At 35.6% G+C, this 19,612-nt stretch carries 18 protein-coding genes and 1 other RNA gene; 12 read left to right on the top strand and 7 right to left on the bottom strand.

Translation table 11 applies throughout. The features are described from left to right. Nucleotides 1-43: 43 nt before the first annotated feature. Nucleotides 44-721 (bottom strand): SDR family oxidoreductase, encoded by a 678-nt coding sequence (locus tag H7A25_00845; GenBank protein ID MCP5498424.1) that lies wholly within the window; start codon nucleotides 719-721, stop codon nucleotides 44-46. A gap of 96 nt (nucleotides 722-817) precedes the next feature. On the opposite strand from H7A25_00845, the gene H7A25_00840 reads away from it, so the two are divergent. From H7A25_00840 to H7A25_00805, 8 genes are all read left to right on the top strand, one after another. Beyond that, nucleotides 818-2,119 carry a FecR domain-containing protein gene (locus tag H7A25_00840; protein ID MCP5498423.1) on the top strand — a complete coding sequence of 434 codons (1,302 nt, stop codon included), beginning with the start codon at nucleotides 818-820 and terminating at the stop codon, nucleotides 2,117-2,119. Nucleotides 2,120-2,131: 12 nt separating this feature from the next. After that, the gene (locus H7A25_00835; protein MCP5498422.1) at nucleotides 2,132-3,163 is read left to right on the top strand and encodes a hypothetical protein; all 1,032 of its coding nucleotides are present in this window, start codon (nucleotides 2,132-2,134) and stop codon (nucleotides 3,161-3,163) included. Next, nucleotides 3,163-4,866 (top strand): hypothetical protein, encoded by a 1,704-nt coding sequence (locus tag H7A25_00830; GenBank protein ID MCP5498421.1) that lies wholly within the window; start codon nucleotides 3,163-3,165, stop codon nucleotides 4,864-4,866. Before H7A25_00835 ends, H7A25_00830 begins: the two co-directional genes overlap by 1 nt. Before the next feature lie 56 nt (nucleotides 4,867-4,922). Then, nucleotides 4,923-5,615 carry a cupin domain-containing protein gene (locus H7A25_00825; protein MCP5498420.1) on the top strand — a complete coding sequence of 231 codons (693 nt, stop codon included), beginning with the start codon at nucleotides 4,923-4,925 and terminating at the stop codon, nucleotides 5,613-5,615. A gap of 19 nt (nucleotides 5,616-5,634) precedes the next feature. Beyond that, nucleotides 5,635-5,985, top strand: coding sequence for a hypothetical protein (locus tag H7A25_00820; GenBank protein ID MCP5498419.1), 351 nt, complete (start codon nucleotides 5,635-5,637; stop codon nucleotides 5,983-5,985). Between the two features lie 168 nt (nucleotides 5,986-6,153). Further along, nucleotides 6,154-6,897, top strand: coding sequence for a YebC/PmpR family DNA-binding transcriptional regulator (locus H7A25_00815; protein ID MCP5498418.1), 744 nt, complete (start codon nucleotides 6,154-6,156; stop codon nucleotides 6,895-6,897). 154 nt (nucleotides 6,898-7,051) lie between these two features. Further along, entirely contained in the window at nucleotides 7,052-7,309 is a 258-nt protein-coding gene (locus H7A25_00810) for a hypothetical protein (GenBank protein MCP5498417.1), read from the top strand. 103 nt (nucleotides 7,310-7,412) lie between these two features. Beyond that, nucleotides 7,413-9,053, top strand: a complete 1,641-nt coding sequence (locus tag H7A25_00805) for an ABC-F family ATPase (GenBank protein ID MCP5498416.1) — start codon at nucleotides 7,413-7,415, stop codon at nucleotides 9,051-9,053. A 52-nt stretch (nucleotides 9,054-9,105) separates the two neighbouring features. Here the strand turns inward: H7A25_00805 and H7A25_00800 are convergent, their stop codons facing one another. Continuing rightward, nucleotides 9,106-10,398: an HDOD domain-containing protein gene (locus tag H7A25_00800; GenBank protein ID MCP5498415.1), complete on the bottom strand. Its 1,293-nt coding sequence runs from the start codon at nucleotides 10,396-10,398 to the stop codon at nucleotides 9,106-9,108. 280 nt (nucleotides 10,399-10,678) lie between these two features. Here H7A25_00800 and ssrA point away from each other — a divergent pair. Next, nucleotides 10,679-11,029: a transfer-messenger RNA gene (ssrA, locus tag H7A25_00795) on the top strand. Nucleotides 11,030-11,120: 91 nt separating this feature from the next. Here ssrA and H7A25_00790 read toward each other — a convergent pair. Both H7A25_00790 and H7A25_00785 read right to left on the bottom strand, forming a co-directional pair. Beyond that, nucleotides 11,121-11,324, bottom strand: coding sequence for a hypothetical protein (locus H7A25_00790; GenBank protein MCP5498414.1), 204 nt, complete (start codon nucleotides 11,322-11,324; stop codon nucleotides 11,121-11,123). Nucleotides 11,325-11,408: 84 nt separating this feature from the next. Beyond that, the gene (locus tag H7A25_00785) at nucleotides 11,409-12,059 is read right to left on the bottom strand and encodes an MBL fold metallo-hydrolase (GenBank protein MCP5498413.1); all 651 of its coding nucleotides are present in this window, start codon (nucleotides 12,057-12,059) and stop codon (nucleotides 11,409-11,411) included. Between the two features lie 365 nt (nucleotides 12,060-12,424). Between H7A25_00785 and H7A25_00780 the strand changes: the two genes are divergently transcribed. Both H7A25_00780 and rsmA read left to right on the top strand, forming a co-directional pair. After that, entirely contained in the window at nucleotides 12,425-14,623 is a 2,199-nt protein-coding gene (locus H7A25_00780; protein ID MCP5498412.1) for a ComEC/Rec2 family competence protein, read from the top strand. Next, complete coding sequence (gene rsmA / locus H7A25_00775) at nucleotides 14,595-15,479, top strand: ribosomal RNA small subunit methyltransferase A (GenBank protein ID MCP5498411.1); 885 nt, start codon at nucleotides 14,595-14,597, stop codon at nucleotides 15,477-15,479. The genes H7A25_00780 and rsmA overlap by 29 nt, the downstream gene beginning before the upstream one ends. On the opposite strand, the gene H7A25_00770 is transcribed toward rsmA, so the two are convergent. Next, complete coding sequence (locus H7A25_00770; protein MCP5498410.1) at nucleotides 15,457-17,238, bottom strand: patatin-like phospholipase family protein; 1,782 nt, start codon at nucleotides 17,236-17,238, stop codon at nucleotides 15,457-15,459. The genes rsmA and H7A25_00770 overlap by 23 nt on opposite strands. A gap of 80 nt (nucleotides 17,239-17,318) precedes the next feature. Between H7A25_00770 and H7A25_00765 the strand changes: the two genes are divergently transcribed. Further along, the gene (locus H7A25_00765; protein ID MCP5498409.1) at nucleotides 17,319-18,155 is read left to right on the top strand and encodes a 1,4-dihydroxy-6-naphthoate synthase; all 837 of its coding nucleotides are present in this window, start codon (nucleotides 17,319-17,321) and stop codon (nucleotides 18,153-18,155) included. On the opposite strand, the gene H7A25_00760 is transcribed toward H7A25_00765, so the two are convergent. Further along, nucleotides 18,150-18,932 carry a serine/threonine-protein phosphatase gene (locus H7A25_00760; protein ID MCP5498408.1) on the bottom strand — a complete coding sequence of 261 codons (783 nt, stop codon included), beginning with the start codon at nucleotides 18,930-18,932 and terminating at the stop codon, nucleotides 18,150-18,152. The genes H7A25_00765 and H7A25_00760 overlap by 6 nt on opposite strands. Continuing rightward, nucleotides 18,929-19,594: a phosphopantothenoylcysteine decarboxylase gene (locus tag H7A25_00755; protein MCP5498407.1), complete on the bottom strand. Its 666-nt coding sequence runs from the start codon at nucleotides 19,592-19,594 to the stop codon at nucleotides 18,929-18,931. Before H7A25_00755 ends, H7A25_00760 begins: the two co-directional genes overlap by 4 nt. Between the last annotated feature and the right edge of the window lie 18 nt (nucleotides 19,595-19,612).

The raw sequence follows: 19,612 nt of genomic DNA, 5'->3' as shown, positions 1-19,612 counted from the left end.
ATCCAATATAACAGATGCAGATGTCAAACAAAATAAATTTTGTTTACCAGGGAATTTCTTTTTTATCCCTATAAAACTTTCCGGAGGGCGGTGATGGATCTGTGCTGGCGAGCCATACAATAGTTTCAGCTCCCTGTTCTATCGTACGGGGAGCTGAACTTCCACCCATATCGGTTTTTACCCAGCCGGGACAGACTGAGAAAACTCCGGGGCCCTCAGGAAGTTCATGGGCCAGAAGAAGGCTCATAGCATTTAAAGCGGTCTTGGAAATTCGATATCCCGCTGAACCGGACCCCATATCATGTAAAGCACCCATTCCGCTGGATACATTAATAATGCGACTCTTTGTGGATTTGGGTATCAAGGAGATGAGGGATTTTATAAGTCGTAACGCTCCAAAAAAATTTGTTTCGAGACTTAGTTGTATGGTTTCGATAGATGTATTTAAAAGGGAATTATCATCATCCCTGTAAATTCCCGCATTATTTATCAGGACATCTAATTTACCGGGTCCCTTTTGTAAATAATCTCTCAGCCTGTTTATAGAACTTTCACTTCGAATATCGAGAGGAAAAAAGGGAATTCCTAATTCTTTTGCTGTTTCTTTACCGGCTTCTTCATTTCTGGCGGTTAAAATTGTATTATATCCTATTTGGGTAAGTTGTCTGCATACCTCTTTTCCAATTCCTCGATTGGCTCCGCTAACCAGCGCTACTTTCATCATGCGAGCAGGTTTTTGGAGAAATCCTTTTTCGAAAAGAAAAAATCGGGTTTATCTGAAGAAAGAAATTCTTGAAAAAGTAAGAAGAATAAGTTCATGGTAATATTTTATATGAAGAAACACCTGATTATATTATTGGCTTTCAGTTTTATTTTTTTTTATTGTGAGAACTCAAAGAAGAAGACCGAACAAAAAGCAAAAGGATTAATATTGTTTACTGTGGGAGAGATTCAGAGAGAAAATCAAAACCTGCAAGCAAACTCTGTTATAGAAGAAAAGGAACGTATCCAAACAGGAAATAAATCCATTTGTGATATACAACTCTTAGATCTTTCCACTAAAATCGTTGCCCGTGTAAAAGAAAATACTACATTCACATTAGAGAAAAGTATTGTTTCTGGGAAAACTACCTATCAACTTAAACAACAAAATGGAACCGTTTTATTTAGTATAAATAGTAAAAGTCCTGATGAGAATTATCAATTTATGGCACCCGTTAGCGTTGTAAGCGTAAGAGGAACCAAATTTGCGATTGAAACTCTTGAAGGAAAATCATCTAAACTCTCTGTTATCGAAGGAAAGCTGGCTTATAGAATGAGAATTCCCCAGATTGAAGATCTTCCGAGTCCGGTTATTCATTCAAACCAGCCTCTTTATAAGACTATTGATTTTTTAGAAAGTCATGAAATTTCCTTGAACCAGGGGGAATTTATTGAAATTGAATATGATAAGGTTTCCAAGCTCTTAAACAGTTTAAATTTAGCTGAAGTTTTAAAAGATAGCAAACCCGAAACTATTCGGAAGAATTTGAATAATATCAATTTAAATGAATTCCAAGAAAAACTTTCTTCACTCAAAGTAGAGGAGTTTTATAATTCTCCTCAAGTAATAGAAAAGGAAACTTTTGAAAAACTTTCAGAGGAACTTAATGATTTAAAAGCGATAGATTCCATAAATAATAAAAAACCTGAAGAGTTAATGGGACTCTTAAAAAAGAGAAATGAATCCTTAAAAGAGATTTACCCTAAAGAAGCAGTGCCTGAAAGTATGCCGGTAAAGAAGATTCAGGAAGGTAAAGTAGAAAATAAAGTCGTTGAAAAGGTAAATTTAAAACAGAAGAATAAAGTAAAACATCAAACGATGAAGAAAAAAAATGTTTCTCCTGGTCCGAAATATTACACAGTTCAATTGGGGATTTTTAAGGATAAAAAAAATACGACTAAGTTTTTAAAACTGGAAAAAGATTTTGGCTTTAAGCTTTTCATTTATTTAAAAAATGGAAATTATTTTGTTCAATTGGGTGATTTCAAGAAAAAGCAGGACGCACTTAATTTGATGCAAAAATTAATAGAACAAAATATTTCCTGCTATATTCCACCATTGAAAAAGAAAAAATAAAAGAGGTCTTATATGAAATGTCCTTCCTGTAACAGTTTACACCCTTATAAAGATGGAATGAAATGCAAATGTGGTTACAATTTCGTTTTGAATCCAAAAGAGGCTCCCTATTTTTCTGATACTCTAATGAAGGCAACGATAGATAAACTCTCAGGAAATGGTCTATATTATTTCACAAGAAACCAACTTTATTCTGCACTTTATAAACGACGTTTACAGACGACGCGAAAAACAAGACTCTGGGTAGGAGGCTTTATAAGCCTCGGAATATTGCTTTTGCTATCTTTAATGTCTTTCAATGTGTATGGAAAGAAAGAAGGTTTTTTTGTTTCAGGGTTTGCATTTCTTCTATTTGTATTTATTATGAATAGGCTTAGTAAAACTTCTCCCAAATTTATGGGAGATATTTTTTCATTGATAGATAAGTATCATCAGGTGCACCCCATAAAGAATATGGCTACAGGGAAGGCTTTTCAGAACTTGAAAGAGAAAAAATTTGATAAAAGTTTTTTTGAGCATGCGCCGGAAAGAATATTAATAGTAGAACATGATGACTTTACTGATGTTTTACTTTTGAATAATTTTTACTTTGATGAGAAGTGTCTTGTTCTCAGTGAAAATAAATATCCAAATCGAATTTTTCAAGCCTATCAAGAATTTATAGAAAAGCATCCTGATATTCCGATCCATATCATGCATGATGCTTCAGAGCGGGGTTTTAAAATGGAAGAAAGACTTCGATCTGATTCTTCCTGGAAGTTAAGCGGTAAAACTATTCTGGATATGGGAATAAAAAAAGAAGATGTAGAAGTTCTTGGAAAGCAGGGGGGATTTTGGATTGGAAAAGATAAGAAGGAAGTTTCGGTCCATCAAAATATGGAAGAAAATATGAAGAAAGGCTATATGGTTCCGATGGATTTTGCACCTCCGCTTAGAATGAGCGGAATTCTTGCCGGGTCTATGCTTATGGGAGCCGGAATCGGACTTGCTGCCCAGTCTTTAAATCGAAAGGGAGAAACGGTTACAGACAGGGGATTTGGTTAATGTCCGGACTTTATGGCTATATAGGGAGAGAGGATACTTCACTACTTAAAAAAATGGGGGAAACTCTTCCCCATAGAAAAAGAAAATATGGAGAAGATATTCATCGAATTCCATTACAAAATGGCTTGTTTTTAGAATTCGCCCTGATCCATTCTTATTCTAAAAATTTCAGTCGTTTTCAAAAAGATGAAAATAAAATATTTGCAGGAAGTGGAATATTCCTGAATAATAATTTAGATGTTTCCGGACTTTCCTCTTTTGATGGTGCTTTTATCGGGCTTGCTTATACAGGAAATGAATTTTTACTATTTCGGGATCCGGCCGGAATAAAAGTCGTATATTATGCACAAAATTCCGATAGGTTTTTATTTTCTTCCGAGTTAAAGGCTCTTTTTGCAGACAAGAAACTTGAAAAGAAAATCAGACTTTCTGCGATTCCCGAATACTTTACCTATAGTTATATTCCCGGAAAAGAAACTATGTTTCAGAATATATATGAACTCGAAGCCGGAAGCTATGTTAAGTATCAATTTCCTGAAGCTTTTGTATCCGAGAGATATTTTTTTCCAGAAAAAAAAGAAAATTTCAATAGAGAAATTAATCTCGAATCTATCAAGAACGATTTGAAAATAACTATAGTTCAAAACATTCAATCCTTTTACAAACAAAGTCAATGTGATATAGGAGTATTTCTATCCGGAGGGATAGATTCGAGTGCAGTCTTGGCTTTGGCTTATGAATCCGGTCTTAATTCAATTCCGAGTTTTTCAGTTCATTTTGGGAATCAGTATATTTCAGAAAATGAATATATTGAACTTATGCTCAAGCGATATAAAACTGATCATCATTATCTTGAAATCAAACCTTCTATGTTTCTTAAGAACTTAAGCGATATAATCTATTATCTGGACGAGCCAATAGGAGACCCGGTAACCGTTCCGAATTATTTAATGTCCGAGTATGCTTCCGATTCGGTTTCGGCTGTTTTTAATGGAGAAGGAGGAGACCCCTGTTTTGGCGGTCCGAAAAATATACCCATGTTATTATCGGAGCTTTATTCGGATAGGGACAATGTGGAACAAAAAGCAAGATTATATTTGTATTCTTATCAAAGAGCTTATAAAAGTTTGTCACAGCTTTTAACTCCCGATTTTTTTAAAGAGGCAGGAGGAGAAGAAAAGCTGATTTCTACTATATTACCTTTTTTTGAAACTACAGAACCGAAGGACTTTTTAAATAAGCTGATGTGGATAAATATACGAAGAAAAGGGGCAAATTTAATCTTACCCAAAGTTGATAAAATGAGTTCTGCAAATTCTTTATTTGCTTATCCACCTCTCTTTTTAGGAAATATAATTTCTCTGAGCATGAACTTGCCTCCATCCTTGAAGCTTAAGGGGAACATTGAAAAATGGATTTTAAAAGAAGTTGTAAGAGGTTTTGTACCTGAAGAGATAATTGCCAGACCAAAATCGGGTATGCGTGTCCCGGTGCGTTTTTGGTTCCAGAACGAAATGAAGCGTTATGCGAAAAAAGTCTTATCTAAAAAACGAATAAAACGACAGGGAATTTTTAATTATGAATACATACAAACCCTTCTTTCCTATAAAGAGAATGAAGTTTACGCTTCCCGTTATGGTTTAAAGCTATGGATGCTCATTACATTTTTTCTCTGGTGGGATCGGATCCTTGGAGAAGAATAAACTTGACAGCATAATTACATGCAGGTAAATTAAACAAGAAATTTTGAGGTAGTGTTATGATTGATTATATAGATGATTATAAATTGAAATCTTTTTTAAGTTTTAAGATACGAACCGGTTTGTTATACGACTTAAGCCATACAGAATTCCCTTCTATGTTATATGCCTGGAATAAAGGTTCTATTTTAACTATGGAAAATCCCAAACAAAGAAGTACTTATTTTGGATATATTTTTTCCGGTAGAACTATACTGGAAACTCCTTATACGAATTCGACTCTTATAGAAGGACAATATTTTTCCATAAACTCCGAGTTTACCCTGACCGGAGGTTGTGGTGTTTTAATTGAGAGAAGTAATTATAAAGGGATGAATTTAATCGGTGGTCCATTGGAAGATGAAGGAAGGTTAAAATATATAGATGGATGTACCGACACGCTTTTATTAGCTCCTCCTAAATTTGGCGAAGCTTGCTTAAATGCTTTATTTTTTCCGGAAAATGTAAATCAAAGTCCTCATAAACATCCGAGTTTTCGTGCTGGAATTGTGGCTAAAGGTCGGGGAGAATGTGTTGTCAAAGATTCTGTGATTGCCCTGGAGCCGGGTGATATTTTTATTATCCCGGGAAATAGTGAGCATAATTTTAGAACAAAAGACGAGAAATTAAGTGTTATTGCGTTTCACCCGGACAGTGATTTTGGCCCTACTGATGAAAACCATCCTATGATAAACCGGACTTTTATTATATAAGGGGTCCAATATTTTTCTTGTGAAAAAGTTTTTTATTTTTTTGGGACTTATTGGAATTTTGTACACATCTTATATTTTCTTTTTTCGAGGGTCTCTAATTGTATCTGAAAAGAGTCCCTGCGGGGATGATTATCATCTTTATGCTTATTTAGAGCCAATGTGGTTTGCTATGCCCGGAGGTGGAGGTATGGGTTCTAAGTCTGTCAAAATTCAGGTTCGAAATCGCTGGGGTTTTTTAGTTGGAGAAACTAATAAGGATTGTTATACATTTTATGATTCTTTAAAAATTTCCTGGGATTGTAAAGCTCATTTACTTAATTTTAGTGTAGCAAGAACAATTGATTTGAAAACAGGAGAATGTGGGTATTAGAGAAAATTGCTTAGGACTGTTCGAACTCTTTAGATTTGATTTTTGTAAATGTATATAATTTTCCTAATCTATTTGAAAAAACGCTAAAATCTGAATAAAGGACTTTAAAAATTTTCCTCTTTTTTTTTTATAGTACTCGCAAAAACTACTATTTTTCCAGGGATTTATATGTCAGGTCATTCAAAATGGGCAACGATTAAACGCAAAAAAGAAGCGGTTGACTCCAAGCGTGGAGCCATGTTTACCAAACTTGTAAAAGAAATAACCGTAGCTACAAGGATGGGAGGTTCTGATATTGATTCCAATCCCAGACTCAGACTGGCCCTTCTAAAAGCTAAAACCAGTAATATGCCCAAAGATAATATCGAAAGGGCTATTAAGAAAGGTGCCGGTGAGCTGGAAGGGGTTATCTACGAAGAGTGTCTCTATGAATGCTACGGGCCAAACGGTGTGGCTATAATGGTAGAAGCCACGACCGATAAAAAATCCAGAACTACTCCCGAAGTGAAGGCGATTCTCACTAAAAATGGGGGTTCAATGGGAAACGTTGGAAGTGTAACCAGGCTTTTTGAAAGAAAAGGTATTATTACAGTAAAAACTGAACTTATTTCTGAAGAGGAACTTTTTGAGTTGGTTGCCGATGCCGGTGCGGAAGATGTAATGGAGGATGGAGATGTCTTTCAGATAACTACAGCTCCAAGTGATTATGAGGCCGTTTTAGAGTCTCTCAACTCTAAAGAATTAGCTACTGAAGAGGCGAATATTAAATATGTCCCCTTAAGCACTGTTGAGATTACAGATAAAGAAATTGCTGAGAAAATTGTAAAACTCATTGAAAAATTAGAAGAAAATGATGATGTTCAGGCCGTGCATTCTAATTTTGAGCTGGCAGATGGGGTGGAACTCGATTAGTTTTAAGTTCGAGCAAATCCGGATTCTTCGTTTTTTCTCAGGTATTCCTAAAATCTCTATAGTTTTTTGTTTTATGAAAGAAATTATTGAACTTGACAATACAGGTGCCTGAAAAAGTTTAGCTATATAGCCTTATTTTAAGAGGTGAATGACTATGAAAACAACAACTATAGAGATTATAAATGCCGGTTTGGGAACGGGACAGTTCCTCTCTGAAACTGGCCGGAAGTTTGCGGAAAATGTAGAAAACTGGAAGAATTACCTTATTAGTTCTTTTAATACCTTTAAAGAAAAAGGTGAAATGGATGTGAGTGAAGGCCCTTTGAAGTTAAAAGTGAATGTAGCATGGGCACTAGTGAATCTATCTGAATTTAAGAATAAAATTACCGGTTTTTCAAAAGCAAAAGATTAATTTTTTATTAAAAGGGATACTTATATATCCTATTTAAGTATTCCCTTTATGAGGGTATTTTAATACTCTACCTCCCGCATTTATAATTCATAAAGGATAAGGAATGATCAGTACATCGGGTTTAACTCTCAGGTATGGAAAAAAGACTCTATTTGAAAATGTTAGTATAAAGTTTAAAGAAGGCTGTCGATACGGTCTTATCGGTGCAAACGGAACCGGGAAATCTACATTTTTGAAGATTCTTGCCGGACTTGAAACCACATTTTCGGGAAGTATTTCAATTGATAATAATGTTCGGGTTGGTTATCTGAAACAGGACCATTTCGAATATGAAAATGAAACCATCATGAATGCAGTTCTTATGGGTCATAAGGAGTTATGGGAAATTTCCAAAGAAAGAGATTATCTGTATGGCCTGGAAGAAATGACCGAAGAACAGGGAATTCGTGTCAGTGAATTGGAAGAAATGTATGCCGATCTGGGTGGGTATGAATCGGAGAGTTATGCGGGAGAACTCTTAGAAGGTCTGGCAATTCCAACAGATATTCATAGAGAGACAATGTCGACGATTAGCGGAGGCTTTAAGCTTCGTGTGCTACTGGCTCAGGTGTTGTATCAAAAACCCGATGTTTTGCTTTTAGACGAGCCAACTAACCATCTTGATATTAAAACCATTAACTGGTTAGAAAACTTCTTAACTTCTTATAATGGGGTTATCATTGTTATTTCTCACGACCGTCACTTTATAAATTCAGTAGCTTCGCATATTGCAGATTTGGATTATCAGGGCATTAAGATTTATCCCGGTAACTATGATGACTTCATGGAAGCTTCTACTATGGCCAGGGAACAATTAGTCGCCGAAAACAAACGCAAAAAAGAAAAGATAGCCGAGTTGCAAGAGTTCGTAAACCGATTTAGTGCTAACGCAAGTAAAGCCAAGCAAGCTACCTCAAGAGCCAGGTTAATCGATAAAATAAAACTGGATGAAATAAAACCTTCTTCCCGTGTATCTCCTTATATCCGCTTTAATATTAAAACTCCACTCGGGAAAGATGTAATTCACGCAGACCACATTTCTAAAGCTTTTAGTGAGAATGTAATTTTTAAAAATGCGGAATTGAACATTCAAAAAGGAGAAAAAGTTGCTATTATCGGAACGAATGGTATTGGAAAAACAACCCTTTTAAAAACCCTGATGAAACAGTTGGATCCGGATTCAGGTGTTGTAAACTGGGGGGCCAGTGTAAATGTGTCTTATCTTCCTCAGGATCACAGAGAAGGTTTGGGAGAAGATGCTCCGACTCTTATAGAATGGTTATATCGTTATGCTCCATCGGACACAGATACCAGCATTATTCGCGGACTTTTAGGACGTATGTTATTTAGTGGAGAGATGGCTAAAAAGGACACATCTGTTCTTTCCGGTGGGGAGAAGGTTCGACTGATGATCGCCCGTATGATTATGGATGAGTGCAATGTTCTGGGTCTGGATGAACCAACTAATCACCTTGACCTGGAAAGCATCGAAGCCTTAAACTATGCTCTTTCTATTTTTCCGGGAACAGTCATTTTTGTTTCTCATGATAGAGAGTTTGTTTCTTCTCTGGCGACAAGAATTATTGAGATTTATGATGAGAAGGTTGTGGACTTTAATGGTTCGTATGATGATTATCTAAATAAAGAAGGCTCTGACTTTTTTAAACGGATTAACCGAAAAGCAGTTTTATCGATTGAACAATAATAGGCGAACCATCGGTGGCTCGCTTGCGCCCCAAAAAATGGGAGCTTACACTTTAAGAGAGCATGGCCATAAAAGGGTGCTCTCTTATTGTATCATAGTATTCCTCTCCAAATAGTTCCCGAGTTTCTTCCGATATTTTATAAAAATCAAAGATTTCTGCCTTAAGGTTTTCTTCACTTTTTTGCAATTCTAATCCAAGCATGGACTTGGCCAGTATATCGGAGAGTCTGGAAATTCTATCAAAATCAGCAACTTTAGTAATTTCCGAGGTATTAAAATTCTGGTTAGAAACTGCTTCAACGAAAAAGTCAGGCATCTTCCAGACTTTGAATATTTTCTTACCCAGCTCAATAGAAGTTGTATTAAACTCATCTTTTTCTATCTCGTATATCGTTTTTAAATTAAATTCGTAGAGTTTTAGAACTTTTAAATATTGTTCAGAAAAGTTTAATGCGAAAATGTTCATTCCTATCTTTCGGAGTAGGACAATTAAGAAGATATTTTTTTGTAGTTCATCTAACTTGAAGGGTTTTACCAGATCGAAAGCAATCAGGGAGCTTAAAACCGGGTGCTCTCTGAGGTATTTCTTAAAAAGTTTATGTTTTAGATTCTTATTTAGCTTTTTGTTATAATCTAAAAGAATCATATTCTTAACGGTTTTTATTCCAAGAAGAGTAATGGCATCTCTAAGATTTGTAATTTTCTTGGAACGACCGTAATAGGAGGAGTTAGCTAATTTTAAGATACTGCTGGAAGTACCGGTGTCCGGCAAAATGATTTCTTCTAACTCCCTAATTCCCTTATCTACATCATTGATATCGAAAGAAGCTACTTTTAAAACAACTTCGGGCAGGGAAGGAATGATAATCTTATTTAAATCTATACTCTGGGTTTTATAGGCAGTATCTTCTTCTAAAAGTTCTTTTCTACCGAGAATAACTGCAAATTTTTCCAGGACTTTTTTAGGCTCAATCGGTTTAAGTAAATATCCATGAATTTTGAGTTGGATAACTTCCTGAACTAGTTCTTTATGTGAATGGGCTGTTATCATAACAATTTTCACATTAGCATATTTCTTGTTCAGGATTTTTATTGTTTCTGTGCCGTTTAGAACCGGCATATCCTGATCTATACAAATAATGTCAGGCGGTTCGGACATTTTTCCTAAAGTATTGATTGCATCTTCCCCGTCCATTGCTTCACCGCAGATGTGAAAACCAAAGCGAACCAGGATTCTTTTCAAGACAGTCCTGATTTGAATGGAATCATCTATGATAAAAACTCTATAGGGTTCGTTCCTATTTCCCTTTACTCCAAGCTGAATGTTTTTATTCCTATATTCCATGTTTTATAAGTCGCTTTATCCTAAAACTATTTCTATCGGAAAATATTTCTCATTGAGATTACTCAGAATTAAAACGCTGTCAAGTCCAAATTTGTATTTTACTATGGAAAAAACGTGTGTAAAGTTCTTGTAGGAAGTCCTTACTCAGGCCACTGAGCAAGCTGCGCATCCTACCTGTTTTGGAAGGTTAGGACCTGAGATGAGATTTTAAAACCTAAAAAGACTTTACTTATTTCCGTGAACTTTTTTCTATACCTGTAGTCTAACTTAAACAAATGCCGGGGGCGACTCTGGTTTCGACTGTTGCTCGTTTTGGTATAGTTGCATGTAAGGGGTGAGGGGCCTCTTTAAAAAACCTTCAACAAAATAAACGCTAACAACGAATTAGCTCTAGCTGCTTAATTAAGCAACTACATTCGGTTTCTCAATATCTCCTGAGGGTTTCCGGGTGTCACTTTATGGAGGTCTGTTCTTTCGTTTGTCGATTCGCGAAAAAAGCAGTATTTCGGATCGGATTGGGAGAAACTACCTGGTTGTGGGTTAAGTTTTCCTGAAATTCATATACAGCCTAAACATGTAGAGGCTATATTAAGGCACAATAGGACGCGGGTTCGAATCCCGCCGTCTCCAAGCTATTATTAGAATATTCTTATTTTAATCTTCGCTTGTATAATAAAGCCCTTCAGTAATGGAGGGCTTTATTGTTTTAATCAGCTAAGAAATTACTTTTTCTTGTTTTTTTTGGCCTGAGCTTTTTTGTCTCTTGCTGCTTTACTCTTTGCTTTTCTTTCATCACTTTTTCTTTTGCTTTTTTCTTTTGCAATTTTACCTTTTCTTTCATCTCTTAATTGTTTTTCTGTTTTTGCAGAAATAGCACCTGCAAAAAGAAAAGTTAAAGAAAGAAGAATCGCGACTATTTTTTTCATACGTACTCCTGTATACGGTTTATTATTTAGAATAGGAAATTTAGAATCATTATAAAATCAAGTAATAATTTTATTCTAATATAGCTATATAAGAAAAGGATTACTTCTTTTCTCTTTATAGATAGTGCTCGTCTCTCCGTGGCCCGGGATCAGTATGGTTTCATCATCCTGTTTTAGAAGCCGATGCTTAATAGAATTCATGATAAGCCCGTAGTCTCCTCCCCAGAGATCGGTTCTTCCTATTCCTCCTGCAAAAAGCGTATCACCGGAAAAGGTTATCTGTTTTTCTGAGCTACTTACCGTGAAACATACAGAACCCGGTGTATGTCCGGGTGTATGAAGAATCTTTAAACTATTATTCCCCCAGTTGATGCTGTCTCCATCTTCCAGATAGAAATCGATAGCTTTCTCTGTTTTTGAACGATACGGAATTCCAAATAGAGAGCATTGCATGGCTAATTTTTCATATAAAAATAAATCATCTTTATGTAAGCCTACCTTACAATCCTTCTCTGCTTTTGTATGTAAACCCCCGGTACCCAGACAATGATCGAAATGTGCATGTGTATGAATAATATAGCGAAGTGTTAATCCAAGTTTTTTTAAATTCTGAAATATTTTTTCTTCCTCTCCACCCGGATCAATAACAATCGCTTCTTTTGTTTCGTTGCAGGAAAGAATGGAACAATTACAACCGAGGGGATAAACAGGAAAAGTCTGTATGGAAAAATTCATAGTAATAAAAATTATATATCAGTCTATTATCGCAACTTTTTTCTTTTAAAATATGAAATAGATTTGAGAATAAAAAGATGCAGGTCATAGGCGATTAGCTTTTCCCCGTTCAGCCGGACGCTGTTTACACTGAGCCAGGCCGAAGTGAACCATCCGGCTGTGAAAAAGGTGCCGCCACATACTGAATGCCTGCTCTGGCGAAGTGGATTTTTGCGATAATTATTTTAAAAAAACCGATATACTGAAAACAAATTTTCACCATTTTACTTGCCTGTATTAAGTGAAGGTATACACAGGTTCTATGTTTAAAAAATGTATAAATGAAAATTTTTGCTCTGCTGTTTTGAGTTCTTTCGGGGTTTGATATGAAAGAATTTTTTCTGACTTTCCTACCGGGAAGCGGTTTTGGCTATTTTTGCCTTGGCTTTTTTTTCTCCGAAACCCTGATTCGTATCACATCAGGTTATTCTAATATATTATTTATTCTGTTTCCCCAAAATTTAATACCCATAAACTCTCTTTTTAAAACTCTTTTATTTTTCTCTGTCTTCATTTTATTATTTCTACTGTCGAGAAAAAATAAGCTTCTCTCTTTCCTGTTGGGATTTTTATACTGTGCCTTTTTTATTTTCTATAATCAGGCGGAAGTCAAAGAAAAATCCCTTCCCTATCTCAATCCGGAAGTTTTAGAAAAATTGCAAAAGCAAAAAGCAGTTTTTACAATTTCTGCTTCCGAAGAAGTGAAAAAAAATTACAGACAAATAACACTTTTTTCAGATAAAGAGGCTTATAAAGGTGTATGGAGGGTTTATAACAAAAAACGTTATCAATTTCCCGATTTACTCTGCCCGGCACAAAGCCTGAAGTTAAAGCAGAGTCCCTTTAAAGGGAATGAATATTTTTCTTTTCTTGATACTTATGGAACTTATTATATTCGTATATACGAATATAAGTGTAAGGCCTTAAGTAATACCTATATTGATGAAAAAAAGAAAGTTCGAAAGGAAGTAGAAAATCTTTTACTTCGAGGAAATATTACCGACCATGCACTTGATATTTCTCTGGGATTAATTTTTGGTGATGCCCAGTATTTAGAATACGAACTCAAAGAAAAAGCAAGGATGGGAGGAATTCTACATCTGTTTGCTGCCTCCGGTCTTCATATTGGAATTATTATTGGTTTTCTATTTTTATTTACAGAACGTTCCGGCTTATTTGGCTATACCCTAACCAGACTCATTCCTCTCGCCCTATCATTTTTCTATCTCTACCTTTTATCTTTTCCGGTTTCTTTGACTCGGGCTTATCTTTTTGCCCTTATTTTTGTGATTGCCAGTATTACATATCGCAGGACCCATTCTTCGGATACCATACTTTTTTCTGCGTTTGTCATTTATTTATTTGATCCCGAATCTTACCTGACAATTTCTTTTCTTTTATCTTTCGGAGCTGTTTGCGGGATTCTTTTTTTTAAGAAATATTTGGATTTACTTTTCTTTAAAGACAAAACCAATTTAATTACGGATAATTTCACTCTTTCTCTTTCAGCTTCCCTCGGAACGTATCCGATTCTTATTTATTTTTTTCATAGTTTTAGTGCGGGTTCTCTTTTAATTAACCTTGTTTTAGTTCCTTTAACTTCCCTTCTATTACCATTTTTATACTCATCTCTTGCAATAGAATCGTTATCTATTTTTTATTTGAAAGATATTTTTTGGTCGTATACGGAATTATTCTTGAGACTCTTAGCTTTATTAACAGATAAGCTTGGAGAAAACATCGGTCTATACAGGGAAAATGCAGAGAATATTTTACTTCTATTAAAACTATTTGCTCTATTTTTATTATTTATTTCTTCTTGTATTGTCCTTCTTCTGGAATTTAAAAAGAAGAATCCGGAAAACGTAAACTTACAGAAGGATCATAAAAAAAGCCGAATAGCTTTAAGTTTTTTATCTTTTATTGCTACCTTTCTTTTTTATTACGCTACCTTTGATTTATTAGATAAGAAAAATTCAGTCCTGACCAAGTTAAATGGTCCGGATTTTTCTTTTCATACAGACTATATACTGATCAAAGAAAAAGAAGGAGTTTATTTTGGAGGGAATTGCAAATACAATTCCTTTTATCTCGAAAAGTTAATAAACGAGGGATTCTGTTCTAATATAAAGGGCTACATTGAGATTGAAGAGGAAAGCTGTTTAAAGCAGGCCCTCTTGTGCAAAGAAAAAACGGGCCTCAAAGAAAAACCGGTACTTCTCAGTAAGGGAAACTGGAGAAAAGAATGGGAAAATTATGAGACCATACAGCAAAGCGAAAGAAAGGAAATAAGGGAGTTTATCAGTCATTCCGGTGAAAGAATCATTTTCTTTTATACTCATAAAGATTCTTTAGAAAAGCTTTTGTCCAGAGTAAAAAATGGAAAAGGAAAAATAGTCTTGATTTTTCCCTATAAATCTAAAGATTCAATCCAGGACTGGCAGAAATATAAAAGTCTTCTCGGCATAGGAAAAGACTGGGAGTTGATAGGTAAAAATGCAGGAGAATCCGTTTCCGTTCTTTAAAACACAAAGCATAAAAAGTATTTTAGAAACCCATGGAGCGGGTGCTCGGAAAAAATGGGGTCAGAACTTTTTAGTAGATAAACAAATGGTTGATTTCATCGAAAAAACTATTCGAGAAGAATGTAGTGGTAAACCAATAAAGTTGGCAGAGATTGGTCCCGGACTTGGTGCATTAACCCATAGACTTATAGATTTTCCAACAGAGCTGTTTCTTTTTGAAATTGATCCGGTAATGATTTCAGTCCTGAAAGAAAGCTATTCTTCTAAAAAAAACTTTCATATATTTGAAGGTGATGTTCTGCAAAATATACAGAACATCACAGTGCAAGACATATATCTTGTCGGGAATCTTCCCTATTATATTACTTCCGAAATAATAACCTTAAGTTTAAAAAGCCTGAAATTAAAAGGGGCTATTTTTATGGTACAAAAAGAATTTGCAGAGAGAATATGCAGGGAAGTTTCTTCCATTAGTATTTTTGCAGGCTTGTTCGGAGAATTTAAATACTTAAAAGAGGTAAGTTCGGGCTGTTTTTATCCCAGACCTAAAGCCAGCTCGGCTCTTATTTTATTTCGGCCTTACGAAGAACCTATTTATGAATCCCTAAAAGACATACAGCTTGCAGAAACTTTTCTAAAAGGACTTTTCTGGGGGAAGAGAAAGACCTTGAAAAAAAATCTACAGGATTCTCCTTTTTTTAAAGAACTTGAAGAAAAAATAATCCGAATTTTTATTCAGGGTCTTGCTGCACATTCAATTTCTCCGGATACAAGACCTGATAACATAAGTAAAAAAGAATATATTAATATTTTTATATATTTATTTTCTGAGCTTAAGAATAGGCCAGTTTCTTAATATCCTCTAAAGAAGCTTCTGCTATTTTTTCTCCCAGATCAATAAATTCTTTGGCCCTGTGAAACTCATACCAGGAAGCACCGGAAAGGATAGGGCTTAAATAAACATCTGCCTCCCTTGCACTGATTTTCGCAATTCGATACTGTAAAGAGTATAGACTGTTCACAATAATATCCATAATATTTTTCGCAGAGATATTACTTCTAACTATATCCATAGAAGAAGGCATGGCATTAACTGCAATAAGTCTCGAAATTCCTTCCTGCTGAATTACATTTACAGGCAAGGGATCTACAACTCCCCCATCTACAAGAATGCGACCAAATTCATCCAGAGTTGGATGAAAGAGGCCCGGAATGGCAATGCTCGCCATGACCCCATCTACAACTTTCCCGTGGTTAATCACAACTTCCATTCGACTCGAAATATCACAACTGATAACACGAAGAGGAACCTTTAAATCTCGGAAATTACTGTGGTTTAGAAGTTCATCGAGGTAAGTGCGAAGTTTTCCTCCGGAGATAAGACCTTTTCTCGGCCAACCAATATCGATGTAGCGGGCAATTTTAAAAAAGGAATCAAACTCTCCTATCGCGATGTATTCAATTTCATTCGCTGTAATACCGCTGGCCCAGAGAGAACCAAGCAGGGCACCAATGCTTGTACCGGAAATCATGTCTATAGTTATATGATTTTTTTCTAATACTTTCATGACTCCGATCTGAGCCAGACCAAATGCTGCTCCACCACCGAATGCAATACCGAGCCGAACTTCGGAAAGTCTTCTGGCATTCCGGGTACTGCGTTTTAAAAGTTCTTTTAAATCACTATAGGAATGGAGGTGAACCGTGTAAAAGAAATCTGCCGGAAGGTCTTGTTTTTCCTGCCTGTAGGTTCTAATGAACGAATTTTTATTCTCTATGTTTTCATTATTATCATCTACAATTACATGGCATTGTTTTGATTCATTTAGTAGATATTTACAGGATTCTCCCTGTCCTGCCGGTAAATCCAAAATGATGATATGGTAATAGTAAATATACTTTATCAGGATTTTTTGAATCTCTTCCACACAGTCTACGTCAAAACTTTTTATTACAAGACTATTTGTTTTATGCCCACCCCCCTGAGACTTGGGTTTTATTTTAACAAACTCTTCTGATTCAAATTTTTTGTTAAACCTAAGAACAGCCGCACGTTTATTAGACTCTTCTACTATGGAGTATCCTAATAAAGAAGAATATCTGGATGCCATATCATTATTATCCAAACAGAGAACAGAAACAACCAGACTCTCAAATACTTTCTTCTCCTCTTCAACCGAAATAGAAACTTTTTCTGAAAGAATTTTTGAAAAATGAAGACCGAGACCCGGAATAAATTCTAAAATTTCCTTAAAGGAATATAGATCGATTCTTAATAGTTCGGCATCTGTATAAGCTCTGGCACTTAAAGAATGTGGTCTTTCTGATAATAAGGAAACCATACCGAAATAATCTCCATTCTTTAAGAATTCAATATTTGTGTCCTTTTCGTTTTCAGAATCTTCCTTGCCCGGTAAATAAGTCTGGATGATGCCTGAAACTACAATAAAAAAGTAGTAGGATTTTTCTCCCCTGCGAAAAATCTGCTCCCCTTTGTTGTATTCTATGTACTGTGCCCGGTTGGCTATATAAGACTTTTGCCTGACACTGAGATCGTGAAAGAGTGCCTGTCCATCGATTAGATAATAATTATTTATAGACTTTGAACTATCCATACGTAACCTGGTATTAAAGACTTGTACGATTTTTTATTTTAAGCTGGATTATGTAAATCCTATTTTTACAGGAATTGAAAATGAAACAGGAATTAAGCCTTGCCTATTCTCCCTGTCCGAATGATACTTTTTTATTCTATCATCTTGTACATGAAGATTTATCTAAACGTATTCGAGTAAAAGAAGAGCTTCACGATGTGGAAATGCTAAATGAACTGGCCGCCAGGCAGGCTTTTTCGGTGACCAAGCTTTCTTTTTTTGCCTACTTCTTTGTCGCAAAATACTATAAAATTCTAAATACCGGCTCTGCTCTCGGTAGAGGCTGCGGTCCTATTTTAATCAAGAAGAAAGGGAAAAATACTACCTCTCCTAAAAATTCAAAGATCCTCATTCCCGGTTTAAAAACTACTGCCAATCTTTTATTAAATATTTATTTAAAAAAGCAGTTTGAACCGGTTCCCCTTCGTTATGATAAAGTAATCCCGGCTTTACTGAATGGAGAGTATGATTACGGAGTGATTATACATGAAGAACGTTTTACCTACGAAAAACGTGGCTTAGAAAAAGTAGTAGATCTGGGAGAATTCTGGGAAGCGGATACAGGTAAACCGATTCCCCTCGGAGCTATTTCTATTCACAGGAATATAGAACTTTCTATTCAAAAAGAATTTGATTCCGCATTACATAAAAGTCTGGAATTAGCCTATCAATACCCCAAAAAAGCAAAACAATATATCCAGGAAAACTCACAGGACAAGGAGGAGGAAGTTATTAATAGCCATATTTCTCTTTATGTAAATGAGTTTACAAAGGATCTTGGTTCGGAAGGAAAAGAGGCGATTATAAGCCTTTATGAAAAAGCCCTGGGTTTAGGGCTTCTCCCGGAAACTGTGAATATCCAGGATTTATTTTTATGATTGTAGATTTAAGACTTCGAGCATAATAATACTCAGATTATCAAGCCCGCCGTATCTGAGAATATTTTCTGTTAATACGTCGGTCTTTTTAATTAACTCAGCGTCTAACATACAAACCTCTAATTCTTCAAGGCTTAAGCTTTCCCAGACTCCATCTGTACAGATTAAAAACTGATCGCCTTCTTCAATTGTAATTTCTTTGAAGAACATTTCCGGAGATTCCTTCATTAAATCACCGCTGACTGCGGAGGTAACTATATTTTTCTTGGGATGAAAACTCATTTCTTCTTCAGTTATTATTCCATTATCCACCAGGTATTGAACAAAAGAATGATCACGGGTTAATTTTTCCAAGAAACCATCTTTTCTTTTGTATAGACGGCTGTCTCCCGCGTTAAAAAGGAGTCCCGTATTTCCCTTAATTACTATTCCGCAAAGTGTTGTTCCTAAGCCATAGGCATTATTGTCTTTTCTTACTAAGTCATCAAGATGAAATTTTGCATCATCTATTGTTTTCCGTATTCCTTCTTCACTGGTAAAGGAAGAAAAATTATTATGTATGAATTCCAATACTGCATGACTGGCAACCTCTCCTCTGGCATGTCCTCCCATTCCATCTGCAACAGCAAAAACAAGGTGGCTTTCGTCCTCTATTTCAATGGATATTGCATTCGTAAAGCTCTGGTTGGAATAAATGACATCCTGCACCAGCATACTATCTTCATTATTCTCTCGAACATTTCCCTTGTGAGTTAAATATGCACAGTTTACTTTCATTGAAACCTTTCTTTTAAAAACAGGGAGATTTCTCTCGCTACATCTTCTTTAGAGGAAGATGATATTGTAAGTACTGAACCTTCATTGGAAAAGATGGTAATAGAGGTATCTATATCTCCGAATCCCTTCTCGCGCCGGCTAACATAATTTCCAATGATAAACTGGAGTCCCTTTCGTCTCAGTTTACCTATTGCATTTTCTTCGAGATTTTCGGTTTCAGCAGCAAAACCAATTTTAACTACATCTTTTAGTGAACGCTTTTGAATTTCTTCACTCAAGCTCATAAGGATATCCGGATTACTGCAAAGATGGATTTCTATATTTTCCTTACCGCTCTTTTTAATTTTATTTTCACTTACACCAAGAGGTCGAAAATCAGCCGGAGCGGCCGCCATGATTATCAAACAGGAGTCTTCCAACTCAGAAAAAATTGCAGATTGCATACTCAGGGTAGATTCAGCAAAAATCTTTTTGGATACCACCGGATTCTGAAATTTTTCTTCAACAGCACCATGAATATACACTGTATGCTCAACCCAATGTGCTATCTCAGAAGCGATGCAAAAACCCATTTTCCCGGATGAAGCGTTACTTAAAAAACGTACCGGGTCTATCCATTCACGGGTTGGTCCTGCGGTAATAATTGCTTTTTTAAATCTCAAAGAAACCCCTATTTTGAA

The sequence above is a fragment of the Leptospiraceae bacterium genome (genome assembly GCA_024233835.1).
Classification (GTDB): Bacteria; Spirochaetota; Leptospiria; order Leptospirales; family Leptospiraceae; genus JACKPC01.
Note: the sequence above shows the minus strand (reverse complement) of the source record. Positions and strands in the feature narration are given on the sequence as shown.

Coding starts and splice junctions, on each gene's coding strand:
- H7A25_00845 (MCP5498424.1), bottom strand. CDS start 721: ATGAAAGTAGCGCTGGTTAGCGGAGCCAATCGAGGAATTGGAAAAGAG.
- H7A25_00840 (MCP5498423.1), top strand. CDS start 818: ATGGTAATATTTTATATGAAGAAACACCTGATTATATTATTGGCTTTC.
- H7A25_00835 (MCP5498422.1), top strand. CDS start 2,132: ATGAAATGTCCTTCCTGTAACAGTTTACACCCTTATAAAGATGGAATG.
- H7A25_00830 (MCP5498421.1), top strand. CDS start 3,163: ATGTCCGGACTTTATGGCTATATAGGGAGAGAGGATACTTCACTACTT.
- H7A25_00825 (MCP5498420.1), top strand. CDS start 4,923: ATGATTGATTATATAGATGATTATAAATTGAAATCTTTTTTAAGTTTT.
- H7A25_00815 (MCP5498418.1), top strand. CDS start 6,154: ATGTCAGGTCATTCAAAATGGGCAACGATTAAACGCAAAAAAGAAGCG.
- H7A25_00810 (MCP5498417.1), top strand. CDS start 7,052: ATGAAAACAACAACTATAGAGATTATAAATGCCGGTTTGGGAACGGGA.
- H7A25_00805 (MCP5498416.1), top strand. CDS start 7,413: ATGATCAGTACATCGGGTTTAACTCTCAGGTATGGAAAAAAGACTCTA.
- H7A25_00800 (MCP5498415.1), bottom strand. CDS start 10,398: ATGGAATATAGGAATAAAAACATTCAGCTTGGAGTAAAGGGAAATAGG.
- H7A25_00790 (MCP5498414.1), bottom strand. CDS start 11,324: ATGAAAAAAATAGTCGCGATTCTTCTTTCTTTAACTTTTCTTTTTGCA.
- H7A25_00785 (MCP5498413.1), bottom strand. CDS start 12,059: ATGAATTTTTCCATACAGACTTTTCCTGTTTATCCCCTCGGTTGTAAT.
- H7A25_00780 (MCP5498412.1), top strand. CDS start 12,425: ATGAAAGAATTTTTTCTGACTTTCCTACCGGGAAGCGGTTTTGGCTAT.
- rsmA (MCP5498411.1), top strand. CDS start 14,595: ATGCAGGAGAATCCGTTTCCGTTCTTTAAAACACAAAGCATAAAAAGT.
- H7A25_00770 (MCP5498410.1), bottom strand. CDS start 17,238: ATGGATAGTTCAAAGTCTATAAATAATTATTATCTAATCGATGGACAG.
- H7A25_00765 (MCP5498409.1), top strand. CDS start 17,319: ATGAAACAGGAATTAAGCCTTGCCTATTCTCCCTGTCCGAATGATACT.
- H7A25_00760 (MCP5498408.1), bottom strand. CDS start 18,932: ATGAAAGTAAACTGTGCATATTTAACTCACAAGGGAAATGTTCGAGAG.